Origin of the sequence: Gluconobacter sp. P5E10, assembly GCF_018812145.1 — a bacterium.
GTDB classification, from domain to species: Bacteria; Pseudomonadota; Alphaproteobacteria; order Acetobacterales; family Acetobacteraceae; genus Gluconobacter; species Gluconobacter cerinus.
Genome location: NZ_JACRVZ010000002.1, coordinates 20,946 through 34,405, shown reverse-complemented (window position 1 = coordinate 34,405; position 13,460 = coordinate 20,946). Strand labels below are relative to the sequence as shown.

Annotated in this window: 12 protein-coding genes; 7 read left to right on the top strand and 5 right to left on the bottom strand. The window is 49.8% G+C overall.

All coding sequences use genetic code 11. The features are described 5' to 3' along the window. Positions 1 to 29 precede the first annotated feature (29 nt). The gene (locus KP707_RS04185) at positions 30 to 962 is read left to right on the top strand and encodes a LysR family transcriptional regulator (RefSeq protein WP_211509396.1); all 933 of its coding nucleotides are present in this window, start codon (positions 30 to 32) and stop codon (positions 960 to 962) included. Here KP707_RS04185 and KP707_RS04180 read toward each other — a convergent pair. Both KP707_RS04180 and KP707_RS04175 read right to left on the bottom strand, forming a co-directional pair. Then, positions 959 to 2,041: a putative zinc-binding metallopeptidase gene (locus KP707_RS04180; protein WP_099211816.1), complete on the bottom strand. Its 1,083-nt coding sequence runs from the start codon at positions 2,039 to 2,041 to the stop codon at positions 959 to 961. The two genes, KP707_RS04185 and KP707_RS04180, sit on opposite strands and share 4 nt — an antisense overlap. A gap of 39 nt (positions 2,042 to 2,080) precedes the next feature. After that, complete coding sequence (locus tag KP707_RS04175) at positions 2,081 to 2,929, bottom strand: transglutaminase family protein (RefSeq protein ID WP_215751624.1); 849 nt, start codon at positions 2,927 to 2,929, stop codon at positions 2,081 to 2,083. A gap of 261 nt (positions 2,930 to 3,190) precedes the next feature. Here KP707_RS04175 and KP707_RS04170 point away from each other — a divergent pair, with 261 nt between their 5' ends. Further along, complete coding sequence (locus tag KP707_RS04170; protein ID WP_202207186.1) at positions 3,191 to 4,663, top strand: circularly permuted type 2 ATP-grasp protein; 1,473 nt, start codon at positions 3,191 to 3,193, stop codon at positions 4,661 to 4,663. A 26-nt stretch (positions 4,664 to 4,689) separates the two neighbouring features. After that, the gene (locus KP707_RS04165; protein WP_086633579.1) at positions 4,690 to 5,688 is read left to right on the top strand and encodes an alpha-E domain-containing protein; all 999 of its coding nucleotides are present in this window, start codon (positions 4,690 to 4,692) and stop codon (positions 5,686 to 5,688) included. Between the two features lie 76 nt (positions 5,689 to 5,764). Here KP707_RS04165 and KP707_RS04160 read toward each other — a convergent pair whose 3' ends face one another. The 3 genes from KP707_RS04160 to KP707_RS17050 form a co-directional block, all read right to left on the bottom strand. After that, the gene (locus KP707_RS04160) at positions 5,765 to 6,673 is read right to left on the bottom strand and encodes a hypothetical protein (protein ID WP_215751625.1); all 909 of its coding nucleotides are present in this window, start codon (positions 6,671 to 6,673) and stop codon (positions 5,765 to 5,767) included. A gap of 498 nt (positions 6,674 to 7,171) precedes the next feature. Beyond that, positions 7,172 to 7,342 (bottom strand): hypothetical protein, encoded by a 171-nt coding sequence (locus KP707_RS16715; RefSeq protein ID WP_249202785.1) that lies wholly within the window; start codon positions 7,340 to 7,342, stop codon positions 7,172 to 7,174. 104 nt (positions 7,343 to 7,446) lie between these two features. Then, positions 7,447 to 7,647, bottom strand: a complete 201-nt coding sequence (locus KP707_RS17050) for a DUF6538 domain-containing protein (protein WP_338085305.1) — start codon at positions 7,645 to 7,647, stop codon at positions 7,447 to 7,449. Positions 7,648 to 8,076: 429 nt separating this feature from the next. Between KP707_RS17050 and KP707_RS04150 the strand changes: the two genes are divergently transcribed. The 4 genes from KP707_RS04150 to KP707_RS04135 all read left to right on the top strand — a co-directional run bounded on the left by KP707_RS04150 (position 8,077) and on the right by KP707_RS04135 (position 13,417). Continuing rightward, a complete protein-coding gene (locus tag KP707_RS04150; protein ID WP_215751626.1) occupies positions 8,077 to 9,189 on the top strand; it encodes a Fic family protein in 1,113 nt (370 codons plus the stop codon). A gap of 111 nt (positions 9,190 to 9,300) precedes the next feature. Further along, on the top strand, positions 9,301 to 11,142 hold the full coding sequence (locus KP707_RS04145) for a class I SAM-dependent DNA methyltransferase (RefSeq protein ID WP_215751627.1): 1,842 nt from the start codon (positions 9,301 to 9,303) through the stop codon (positions 11,140 to 11,142). Continuing rightward, positions 11,139 to 12,488, top strand: coding sequence for a restriction endonuclease subunit S (locus KP707_RS04140; protein ID WP_215751628.1), 1,350 nt, complete (start codon positions 11,139 to 11,141; stop codon positions 12,486 to 12,488). Before KP707_RS04145 ends, KP707_RS04140 begins: the two co-directional genes overlap by 4 nt. Then, positions 12,485 to 13,417: a DUF5655 domain-containing protein gene (locus tag KP707_RS04135; protein WP_215751629.1), complete on the top strand. Its 933-nt coding sequence runs from the start codon at positions 12,485 to 12,487 to the stop codon at positions 13,415 to 13,417. Before KP707_RS04140 ends, KP707_RS04135 begins: the two co-directional genes overlap by 4 nt. Positions 13,418 to 13,460 lie beyond the last annotated feature (43 nt).

Genomic DNA, 13,460 nt, shown 5'->3' with positions numbered 1-13,460 from the left:
CAGGTTTCATCATACCTTAAAGGTATCGCATGGTTGAGCTCCGTCATTTCCGCGCCGTTGTTGCCATCGCGGAGGAAGGCACCCTGACCCGGGCCGCAGAACGGCTGGGGATTCAGCAGCCTCCTCTCACGCGGATGTTGCGCTCCTGTGAAGAAACCATGGGCGTTCAACTTTTCGAGCGTCATGCCAAAGGGATGCGCCTGACGGCTGCCGGACGCAGTATGCTCAAGGGGGCCTATGATATTCTCGACCGTGTGGACGAGACGGTTGAAGATGTCCGTCGTGTCGTGCGGGGCGAGAGCGGGGAGCTATCGGTCGGCTTCACCAACTCAGCAATGTGCCACCCCAGTTTACCAGCCGTTTTGGGGTATTTTCGCGAAAGCTGGCCAGATGTCACGCTTGGCCTGACAGAGGGGAATTCCAGTCAGCTGCTCGGCGCCTTGCGAGACGATCTGGTGGATGTCGCGTTTGTCCGTGCGTCCATCCCGGATGTTTCGGACGTTATGGTGGAGTTGATTCTGGAAGAGCCCATGGTTGTGGCTGTGCCCAAGGCCCATCCCCTTGCGGACAATCCTCCACCAGAGGGGCTCAGGCTGGCTGATCTGGAGAATGAAGACTTCATTCTTTATCAAAGCCAGTACAACAACGGTCTGTACAAGACGATCGTGGATGCCTGCCTCGGGGCAGGTTTTATGCCCAATATCCGCCAGAAAGGGCCGCAGCTCATGGCGGCCCTCAGTCTTGTCGCCGGGGGGTTGGGGATTTCGGTCGTTCCCCATTCCATGCAGCAGCACCATGCGGGGCAGATCACCTATATTCCGCTTTCGTCCCGCACGGCGCTGACCGCGCCGGTTTATCTTGTGTTCAGGTCTGTGCGTATGACGGGCGCCAAACTGTACTTCATCCATCAGGCTCGGCAGATGCGCACGCGCCAATTCGGGACAGGAAAGGCGGTTTCCTAGCCGAGCGCCTGTGTCTCCCGGATCAGGGAGTGAATAAACGCCAGCTTTTCCCGCACCCCGGACGTCAGTACGAAGGGATAAAAATCTGAGAGGCCCATGGAGCGGTTAAGGCTGTTAACCGCTGATGTCAGGGGGACCCAGGCCTCCATGATTTCGTCAAATGTGGACGTCAGATACGGGTCGTTTCCGGGGCCGTTGGTTGAGAGGGGTGATGCATCCGGCAGAACAGGATGAATGGTCACGCCATAGGCCCATGCGGTCTCCAGAGTGGAAACGATATGGAGGTAATGGGCCCATGTTTCTGCAAAATCTTCCCAAGGATGGGACGTCGCATACATGCTGACATGCCGTTCCCGCCAGTCTTCCGGCGGTGGGTTGTTGTAATGATTTTGCAGGGCCTCCTGATAGTCCTGCTGGTCATCGCCGAACACTGCGCGGCAACTCTCCAGGCGCCCTGCATCCCGAACCAGAACATTCCAGTAATAGTGTCCGATTTCGTGCCGGAAATGACCGAGAAGCGTGCGGTAATACTCGCCCATCTCTACCCGCATCCGCTCGCGTTCAGCGTCATCGGCTTCACGGATGGCTAAAGTAATCAGGCCGTTGTTATGTCCGGTCATAATGGGGGCAGAGCCGTCTGCGGCATCGTCCAGGAAATCAAACGCCAGACCGTTATGAGGGTCTTCCCAACGGCTCCGGATTGGAAGTTTGAGGCGAAGCAGCGTGTAAAACAAACGATGTTTGGCGACTTCTATCTTCCGCCAGCGCTCAAGATTTTTCGGATTGTCGAGGTTGGGAATTGTCCGGTTGAAGCGGCAGGCAAAGCAGATGGCGGGCCTGCCGGATCTGTCTGGCGTCGTCAGCCAGTTGCAGGCGTCATAGGCATGGTTCGCACAGTAGACGAGTTCTGCATGCTGGACTTGTTCTTCCACGGGGTGCCAACGGCCCGTTCCAGTCGGTTCCAGCGCGGTCAGCGTTGCCAAACCAGGGAGATAGCCCACGGGATGATGGCAGGATTCACACGCAATATTTTCGAAATACAGAGCCTGCTGGCAGCACTGACATGAGAAAAGCTTCACTGTTTCGGCACCTTATTGCAGCTCTTGCGAAGCATGATGTCAGGTATTGGTCTCTCTGTGCAAATGTTGTGCTTCCATTAGGACATCAAACCGCGCCTGACAGTGATCCAGAAGCCCTGAAACAGGCGCAGCCTCTTCCGGTGTCGCCGAAACGGCGAGGGGAATATGGTTCTGGGCTGTGACCAGACCCGAAGTCGTGTCGAATCCGAACCATCCTGATTCCGACACCCAGATTTCAGCCCATGCATGCAAGTCGCAGGTCAAGGTCTGGCTGTCTGTATCCAATAGCTTTGGCTGAATCAGGTATCCGGAGACAAACCGAGCTGCGAAGCCCAACCTGCGTGCGAAAGCAATCATTAGCCACGCACTATCCCGGCATGAGCCCGTCAGGCGGGACAGGGTCTCAGCTGGCGCCCAGGTGCCGGGCTCCATACGGGTCTTATAGTGGAGCGATTGTGCCAGTTTGCGATTGAGCCAGATCAGGCGAGCCAGATCTGTTTCTCCCGCTGAAAGGAATTGACCGTCAAGAAAGCCGTCCAGCAGGTCTGGCTCAGACGTAGCCACTCTGTAGGCGGGATTGTCGGGTGTTTGTGAAAGCGGCTGGCCGCCCTTCTGAAAGGGGTCATAGGGCGTGATATCTACAGTCATACGGACTTCGATATCGAAGTGGGAGACCTGCTCGGCAAAGATGGCTTCGGCAACCGTATTTTCGTGGGCGTCCAGCCGCCACGCGATCTGACCTTCGCCAGGACCGACGTTCAGGGCATAGGTCAGGACAGGGTTGCGTGCGTTAACGGGCGGCCGCAGCCGGATAGTCTGAGGGCCCAGAAAGACGGGACGGTCATAGCGATAGGACGTGTGGTGGCGAAGCGTCACGAGCGTGTTCATTGTGGCAGATTTCCGCGATCCACTCTCATGACCTGATGTTCCCTGCTCCCCTGATGTCCCGTTAGCTCGGGATTATCCTTCCTTTATCGTAACAGGAAGAACGGCAACGGCAACTCTCTTGATATATTCTGGGAAAAACAAAACTGCTTGCTGCTTTTATTGCTTGGCAAACAGAAGGGAGTTGATAGGTTAATAAATAATCGTAATGATCCGGCCGGGTATGGTTCATACAGCTGTCGGGTAAGGAAACGGGGCAAACAGATGAGGTCCAACGTCTTGCAATCCCAGGTCCAGGAAGCCGGCATTTTCTCCGCTTATCTCAAGCCCGCGTTTTTCTGTGAACTGATGAACCGGGGAGAGGCGTTACCTGAGGCCCTGCAACTGGTTCAGGAAAGGCTGTCCCAGTTCGACATCAAGGAACTCCGCCACCGTACATCCAATGCGGAAACCCAGTTGTACCGTCTTGGTATCACCTTCACGGTTTACTCTGACCGGGAGGCCATTGACCGGGTTTTACCTTTTGATGTGATCCCCCGCGTTCTGACAGCCGACGAATGGGCGTTTATCGAAAAAGGCGTGCAGCAGCGCGTCAAGGCGATCAATCTTTTCCTGTGGGACATCTATCATGATCGCAAGATCCTGCAGGACGGTATCATTCCCGCAGATCTGGTTCTGAAAAATGCCAATTACTGTCAGGCTATGGTCGGCGTTGATGTCCCGGGTGGCGTGTATGTCCATATTAATGGAACGGATCTGATCCGCGATCGCAGCGGGCAGTTCCTTGTTCTGGAAGACAACGCCAGAACCCCGTCAGGCGTGTCGTACGTCATTGAAAACCGACACATGATGCTGCGGTTGATGCCGGATCTGGCATCAGGGATGCCTCTTCGTTCGGTAGAGGATTATGGGCTGCGTCTGCATCGGGCGCTTTGCGATGTCGCTCCGGAAGGCGTGACTAACCCGCAGGTCGTTCTTTTGTCTCCCGGGATCTATAACTCAGCCTATTTCGAACATGTCTTTCTGGCACGCGAGATGGGTGTTCCTCTTGTTGAGGGGCGCGATCTCCTCGTTGAAAACAACCACGTTTACATGCGAACTGTCGCCGGGCTCCGACCTGTGCATTCGATCTACAGACGCATTGATGACGCTTTCTTGGACCCGCTGGCCTTTAATCCGGAAAGTCTTCTCGGCGTTCCCGGACTGGTGGAAGCCTACCGTCAAGGCAACGTGACGATTGCCAACGCTCTCGGGACCGGCGTTGCGGACGATAAGGCCGTGTACGCGTATATGCCGCGGATTATCCGGTACTATCTGGAAGAAGAACCCATTCTGGGAAGCGTTGAAACGCACATCTGCGCTGAGCCAGAAGGGCTGGCCTTTACTTTGGCCAATCTGGAGAAGCTTGTCGTCAAACCTGTCGGGGAGTCCGGAGGCTATGGGCTTCTGATAGGGCCACACGCAACGGAAAGCGAACTCGAGGAATTCAGGCGCCGACTGACGGAGAACCCTTCCAATTACATCAGCCAGCCCGTGATCGATCTTTCGGTGACGCCAACCCTGTGTGACGCTGGCGTTGAGGCGCGGCATGTTGACCTACGTCCCTTCGCATTAACCGGAAAAACGACGTGGGTGCTGCCGGGGGGCTTGTCGCGTGTGGCTCTCCGCAAAGGATCTCTGGTTGTTAATTCTTCCCAGGGCGGAGGATCGAAGGATACATGGGTGATGTCCGTATGACACAGCTTTCCCCAACGGCATCAGGCATGCTTCCCGGCCTGAATACCCTTCTGTCCCGCTATGCCGAAAGCATGATGTGGCTGGCGCGCTACATGGAGCGGATTGAAAATCTGGCACGCCTGATTGAGGTGACCGAGGCGTTCGTACGAGGCCCGGACGGACGGACGTCCTGGGATACAATCGTTCAGATCAATTCAGACGAAGAGCGGTTCAGCGCTCTTTATCCAGCGGCTACCGAGCAGGACTATCTACAGTTTTACATTACGGATGTTGCAAATTCGAGTTCCATTAAGGCGATGGCCAACTCTGTTCGTGAAAATGCCCGCTCGGTTCGTCCACTGATTTCCACAGAAATGTGGATGCAGTTGAACGTCTTCACCCGTTGGGTCCTTGATCTTCAGGCGTCTGATATCCGCAGGACTGGCCTTTCTGCGTTGTGTAATCGCATCAAGCAGGACTGCCAGACCCATACAGGCGTAACCGAAGGCACTTTATACCGCGATCAGGCATGGCTCTTCTACCTTCTGGGGCGGCATATGGAGCGGAGTGACCAGATCACCCGTCTCATAGACACGCGATATCATACGTTGCTTCCCCAGGAAGAAGTGGGCTCTGAAATCGATACGACACAATGGGCTTCTGTTCTGCGATCTGCGGCTGCATATCACGCATTTCGACGCTTGCAGCCGGTCACGACAACGCCAGCAAATGTGGTCGGATTTCTACTGAAGAACGAAGGATTTCCCCGGTCTCTTGCCTTGAATTTACGGCAGACTGATAGCGTTCTGGGCGCATTGTCCACGCACTACAATCTGCGCAAGCAATGCTATGCCGTACAGGAACGTCTGGCCGACCTACGCGCAAGTCTCGAAGATCAAACGGCAGAAGAGATCATTATTCGTGGGCTGCATGAATATATGCACTGGATTCAGGGGCAGATAGAAACAATCCAGACGGAACTGGTGACTGCTTACTGGCCCCCAGCAGCTACGCAGCACGTATCGGATGCCAGTGTCGCGCAATAGAACAGGAAGGGGCTGATCGCTCGAATAGGGGAAGAAGTGGAAATCCTTCTTCTCAGGCATTGAGAATAAATATGAATTACTTATTGAGATCCATATTATGGATGAAGAAATCCACAACTTCTGAAACCAGTTTTTTCGAATCTTGCCGCCAGTAAACCCCTACGTTGAGGGTAATATCGGAAAGGTCCTCGATGTTTTTATTTTCTTCAAATTTATATTTTACTGATTTTAAATAGGATATCGTAGACATTCCTATAGTATCAGGATTATCTATCAAGCTGGATGCACCAATGATTGAATTTAGTTCAATCAGGTTTTTCGGTGTTTTCAAGCCATTATATTCGAGAATAGAGTCGAATCTATCACGCATAGCTGTTCCACGAATGGGTAGAACCCATACTTTCGATTGAAAGCTATCCCAGTTTCTAACTATCTCTTTCATTGAATAGGCACGATCTTTATCGATAATAACACATTTATCTTGGATGAGATATTTATAGTTAATCCTATCATCTATTATGTCATTATAAGCACTGGCAAAGATTATATCTGTCCTTCCTTTCAAAAGAGAGGAAAATAGGTGCTCTCTTGATCCATAGTTCACTGTAAAATTTACATTTTTAGATGAAACTATAGACAAGATACATTTCATAATCTCTGAAATAATAGAGTTTGATTGAAATGATATATTCACATAGTTTTTTTCGTTATAGATATTATCTATATCGATAATCATCCTATCTATTTCTTTTTCAATTAAAATACTAGATTCTACAACACGTTTCGCAATCTCATTGGGTATAAGTCCATGTATAGTTCTTGAAAAAAGTGTTTTACCAATAATTTTTTCAAATTCTATACACGTTTTGGATATTGCTGCGGGTGTTAAAGACATCACTTCGGATGTTTTTTTTAAGTTTTGTATTTTATAAATATGTTTTATTACGTTTAAATGACGAATTTTAATGTTGGATTTTCTATTCATTTAAATTCTTCCCACGAATTTTAAGAATTATTGAATATTTACCGCGTGCTATCGAGTGGATCGCTTTGTTTTTCTAGGCTCATTCTTTGTTGCAATAAGAAATATTCATCTCTTTTTCTGGGGCGCTTTCTTATTTCGTGGACGAAGATCAATAGCATTTCTTAAAAGTGTGGATATCAACTTTTTTTTGACATACAAAAGATTATCTATTTTTTCGGATTTTTAACTAATTTTACCGATTGAGAAAAATGCAAAATTAAAATGGATAAATATAATATTCCGAAAATATCATATGTGTTTTAATAATTATAATTTATTTAATGTATACTTATTTATGTATTATAATTTTCATTAGAAATATGTTCGATTTTAAATTTACAATTAATTAAATTAAAAATAAAACTATTCCGTAAACTTAGTTTTTCTTGGTTTTGATTTTTCAGAAGAATGATGCATTCGAAAACCTTTGATGAGTACCCTTACTTTTTTAACTCAGGGTCACTCGCAGTGGGGGGAAGGACCGGACAAGCCATGTCCAGTGCGGCTCGCAGATTTTCCCAGCTTGTGAATGATGTCGGTCAGAGCACTGATTTCGAGAGCAATTTTCTCAAGCACGCTGGAAACCCGCTGATGGTCTTCCATTCTTGCAAGAAGGTGCTCGGCGTTCATGGTTCTGTCGCAGGACTTCAGAGCCTGAATCTCACTATCGTATGCTTGGACAATGGACTGGAACAGAATGCAGGTTAGGTGTGACCAGAGCCTCCTGAAAGGTCTTAATTGCCTTGTTGAGCGAGGATGTTTCTTCCGATGAAGACATGGCCAGACTGATGCACTCGAAAAGCTGAGAGGGTTCTGGCAAGATTTCTGTCGAGGGTTTCCAGAGAGTGCCAGATTTCCCGTTTTCCCAGAGCAGGCCGAAAGCGGACGGGAATCCCGCGTCTGAAATGGAAACCGGATTGCAGACGAATCAGCACAACGGGGCTCGTTTTGTAGAAGCCTTTTGTAGAAGAATGGAGGCTCCGGGTTGCTGAGAACCCTAAAAGCCATTTATTTTCAATAACTTAGATGTGGTGCGAGCTGCGGGACTCGAACCAGCTCCGCATCATTTTTGAGATGCTTGGAGTGTCTCAATTTCGGCAGAAAACGGCGGAATATGAAGCTCTTCTCAGTGAACGTGATGGAGTACAGGTTTGGAGAAAAACTTTGGTCCGTCAAGGGCTGCGCGACACTACACATATCCGGATGAAAGGATGAGAAATCTTGTCATGAAATCGGTCTAGGCCGTTGCGGGTTATTCCGGGTTTATGTGCGGGAAAATTGGCCGTAAGGATGATTGATAGATTAAACTTCTATCAATCATAAAACACGGATAAAGTGATCGATATAACTCTGAGGTATCGATCATGCGTTGGAATTGGCAGCTTCCGGATTGGCCGCACTTTCAGTTTGAGAAAAGCCGGTTGCGGGATGCTGAAACGCAGTTCCTAAAGGGAGCAGGCGTTGTCTTAGGCGCGATGGAGCATCTCGACAAAGACGCCAGTCAGCAGCTTGTCGTTCAGATGATCTCTCAGGAAATGGTCGAGAGCTCAGCCATTGAAGGCGAGGTGCTTGATCGGGCCAGTGTTCAATCCTCGATTGCCCGACAGCTAGGCTTTGCAGCAGACAGGCGACGTTCCACGCCTGCCGAGGCAGGAGCCGCTGAACTGATGGCAGATCTGTATCGTCATTATGCCTCTCCTTTAACGGACCAAAGTCTGTTTGACTGGCATGCCATGCTCATGAACGGCCGTCGCGATCTGGACGTCATCGGTGGATATCGAACTCATGCTGAGGCCATGCAGATTATCTCCGGCCCCCTTCATGAACCGCACATCCATTTTGAAGCCCCGCCATCTCAAAGCGTGCCTTCCGAGATGACCCAGTTTATTGACTGGTTCAACAGAACAGCTCCACATGGCACTGCCCCCTTACCCGCGATTGAACGGGCTGCGATTGCGCATTTGTGGTTTGAAACCATCCATCCCTTCGAAGACGGGAACGGTCGCATCGGAAGGGCCATTGCTGAAAAAGCACTGGCGCAAAGTCTTGAAGCCCCAACGCTGACGGCTTTGGCCGCGACCATCAATACGCACAAGAAGGCGTATTATCTCGAACTGCACCGAGCCAGTGAGACAAACCGGATAGAAGGCTGGATGGTCTGGTTTTCCCAGATCGTACTGGAAGCTCAATCTCGCACGCTTCAGACCATTCGGTTCCTGATTGAGAAGACGAGGCTTCTGGACCGCCTTCGGGGAAAGCTGAACATTCGTCAGGAAAAGGCTTTGCTTCGGATGCTGGCTGAAGGGCCTGATGGATTTCAAGGTGGTCTGAGCGCCCAGAATTATCGGTCCATCACCGGGGCAACGTCTGCCACGGCAACTCGTGACCTGGCAGAGCTTGTCACGCTCGGAGCGCTCAACCGGACAGGAGAAAACCGGTATGCTCGGTATTCTCTGCCGATAGCAACAAGCCCTTAGCCATCGACGGGTTTTCCAGGCTGTGGCAAGTCTGGTGGCTATATCGTTGAAGTTACTGACATCCTGGTTTTAACAGTTTTTTCTATCGTGCGTACAGACAGGCCTTCAAATATGAACCATCAAGCACTTTCATCTTTCATCTGGTCCGTCGCGGACCTGCTGCGTGGGGATTATAAACAGTCTGAATACGGACGGGTCATTCTTCCCTTCACGGTCCTGCGTCGTCTGGACTGCGTGCTAGAAGCAACAAAACTGGCGGTTCTTGAAGAGTTTGAACTCCGAAAAAAAGCTGGAATGGCCGATCCATCCTATTTCCTGCTGCGCAAGTCTGGTCAGTCATTCTACAACACCTCTCCGCTCGATCTGGAAAAGCTGCTGGGCGATCAGGACCATATCCGGCAAAACCTGCATGCCTACATTCAGGCTTTTTCGCCTGAAGCGAGAGATATTTTCGAGCGCTTCGATTTTGCGTCTCAAATCGAGCGTCTAGCCAAAGCGGACCTCCTGTATCTAGTGACGGAGAAGTTCACCAAAATCGATCTTCATCCTGACGTCGTCGATAACGCTCAGATGGGACTGGTCTTCGAGGAACTTATCCGAAAATTTGCGGAAATCTCGAACGAAACAGCCGGTGAGCACTTTACCCCGCGTGAGGTCATTCGCCTCATGGTCAATCTGATCTTCATTGAAGATGATGATGTTCTGACGTCTGGTAAGGCTGTCGTCCGCACGGTTTACGATCCTACCGCCGGCACGGGGGGGATGCTCTCTGAAGCTGGAGAATTTCTCCATGAACATAACCCGGCTGCCCGCCTCACGATGTTCGGGCAAGAGTTAAACGATGAGTCCTATGCCATCTGTAAGGCAGATATGCTCATCAAGGGCCAGAATGTTTCCAATATCGTGGCGGGCAATACACTTTCAGAAGATGGGCATGGCGGGCAGAAATTTGACTACATGCTCTCCAATCCACCCTTTGGGGTAGAATGGAAAAAGGTCCAGAAAATCGTCACTAAGGAGCATGTGGATAAAGGCTTCGACGGTCGTTTTGGGCCCGGTCTTCCGCGTGTGTCTGATGGGTCTATGCTGTTCCTCATGCATCTTCTCAGCAAGATGCGCCCCGCACAGGACGGGGGAAGCCGCTTCGGGATTGTTCTGAATGGTTCACCTTTGTTCACAGGCGGCGCTGGCTCTGGAGAGTCCGAGATCCGTCGCTATGTTCTGGAGAATGATCTGGTTGAGGCGATTATCGGCCTCCCAACAGATATGTTCTACAATACTGGTATTGCGACCTATGTGTGGGTTCTCTCCAACAAAAAACTGGCACAGCGCAAAGGGTTTGTGCAACTCATCGATGCTTCTAGCTTCTGGCAGAAGATGCGCAAGAGCCTTGGCAGTAAACGCAAGGAAATGAGCGACGAACATATTGCGACTGTCACCAATTTGTTTGGGCATTTTGTTGAGGCCCAGCAGGCGACGGTTATGGATGCTGAGGGCAAAGAACTCAGCCGTTCTATTTTGCGTGAGGGCGAGATTGCACCGGAGGCGCCAACGGGCGGCAAGGTAAAGCTGGCCCCTATTTCTCGCATCTTCCGCAATGAGGATTTTGGCTACACGACCATCACAGTTGAGCGTCCGCTTCGTGATGAGCAGGGCAGGGTCGTGCTCGGTGTCAAAGGGAAGCAGAAAGGCAAGAAGCAGCCTGATAGTGCCTTGCGCGATACGGAAAACGTCCCGCTCTCGGACGATATTGGGGCGTATTTTACCCGTGAAGTTCTGCCTCATGCGCCAGATGCGTGGATTGACGATGCGAAAAGCAAAGTCGGCTATGAAATCCCATTCAACCGGCATTTCTATGTGTTTGAACCGCCTCGTGATCTGCATGAGATTGATGCGGACCTGAAGGCTGTTTCTGCCAATATTATGAAGATGCTTGGGGAGTTAGCAGAATGAGCTTTCCTGCTTATCCCGAATATAAAAATATTGGCATTGAATGGCTTGGACGTGTGCCTAAGCATTGGCAGGTTGCTCCGTTGAAACGTGGCTATACCGTACGCCTTGGCAAAATGCTTCAGACAGAACTGAAAAGCGTTGACGACGTTAAATGCAATTATCTTCGGGCCGCAAATATTCAATGGTCTGGGGTTGATATATCCGACGTTAGATCTATGTGGCTGTCTCCTTGGGAGCGAAACCAACTTCGTCTTCAAAAAGGAGACTTATTGGTCAGTGAAGGTGGCGACGTTGGACGCTCTGCAATTTGGGAAGATGAGTTACACGAGTGCTATTTTCAAAATTCAATTAATAGAGTTAGATCAAGAGAGTATAATCATACAAAATTTTTATATTACTGTATTTCAACAATAAAATCAAAAGGATATATAGATATTATATGCAATAAATCGACTATTTCTCATTTTACGGCAGAAAAATTATCCGAAATTCCCGTAGTATTCCCTCCCCTCGAAGAACAAACCGCCATCGCGGCGTTTCTTGATCGTGAGACTGGGACGATTGATGCGCTGATTGCGGAGCAGGAAAAGCTTCTCACGTTGCTGGCGGAGAAGCGTCAGGCCACCATCTCACACGCCGTCACCCGCGGCCTCAACCCCAACGCCCCAATGAAAGATTCCGGCATCGCATGGCTCGGCGAAGTGCCAGAACATTGGGAGATAGTACCTATTAAATATCTGGTTTCATTGAAAAGCGGCGGAACACCAACCAAAGATAATTTAGATTTTTGGGAAAATGGGGAGATACCTTGGGCATCAGCCAAAGATCTTAAGGTTGAGCGAATTTTTGATACCTCAAATCATATAACTGATTTGGCCATCGAAGCCGGAGGAGCATCTCTTCTGCCTGCGGGAACTATAATTATAGTTGTGCGAGGAATGATACTGGCAAGAATTTTTCCTGTAGTTGAAGCCATGGTTCCGATGTGTATTAATCAAGACCTCAAAGGAATTCAAGGAAATGAAAATATTAATAATAAATTTTTAGCCTGGCTATTGCGAGGAAGTGCCAGAGAGTCATTATTTAGGCTTGATGAGGCCGGGCATGGTACAAAAGCTCTCAGAATGGACGCGTGGAATTCAATGCAACTACCAGTCCCGCCCATTCACGAACAAATAGAAATTACAAGTTTTTTAGCTTCTAAAACCAATGAACTAGATCAACTGAGTTCATCGGCTGAAGAGGGCATTCAGCTTTTGAAAGAACGTCGTAGCACGCTCATAGCCGCAGCAGTGACAGGCAAAATCGACGTCCGCAATACAGTTTCTGAAGTACAAGCCGCATGACCGATATTCAGCTTTTCCGCCTCTCCAACGGCATGGCAACCGAATTATCCAGTCAGGCTGCCAAATTGGAGCGCGACCTCCAAACCCTTATCGAAGCCAATATGGCGACCTGCCTTGGCGTGCGTTTTCTCGCCAGTGAATACAAAACCGGCAAGACCCATCGAGGGCGTATCGACTCTCTTGGTCTGGATGAAAATGGCTGTCCGGTCATTATTGAATACAAGCGCCACAGCAATGAGAACGTCATCAATCAGGGGCTATTCTATCTAGATTGGCTACTGGACCATCAGGCGGAATTTCGTTGGCTGGTAATGGAAACACTCGGTAAAGAGGCGGCCGATCAAATTGAATGGACCGGCACACGTTTGCTCTGCATCGCCGCTGATTTTACGCGATATGACGAATATGCGGTCCAGCAAATCCCAAGAAATATCGAATTGCTGCGTTACAAGCTGTTCGGAGATGATCTGCTGCTCTTGGAACTCGTCAATTCCCAGAGCGTGCCGGATGCAACGGCGGCAAAAAACATTACCAGCAGCGCACCAGAAGACCAGACTGTCCTTAAGTCTGCGGGGCACAATAAAACCGTAGATATACAACTCTCCAGCATGTCTGACGACATTCGTAGCATTTATGATCAGTTGGTTGGTTATCTTATCAGCCTCGGCGATGATGTTCAGGAAAAACAACTGAAGCTTTACATGGTGTTCCGTCGTTTGAAGAACTTTTCATGTGTCATTCCATACAGCAACCGACTTTTAGTCATGTTGAAAGTCGACCCGTCATCGGTCGCCTTGGAAGATGGGTTTAGCCGGGATGTTACCAATATTGGACATTGGGGTACGGGGGATTTGGAGTTGACGTTGCGTACGCAAGACGATTTCGAAAAAGCAAAACCTCTGCTTGAGCGCAGTTATCGCGAAAACTGAACACTTCCCGTTTTCTCGGCCTACACTGAACGAACAGGGCGAT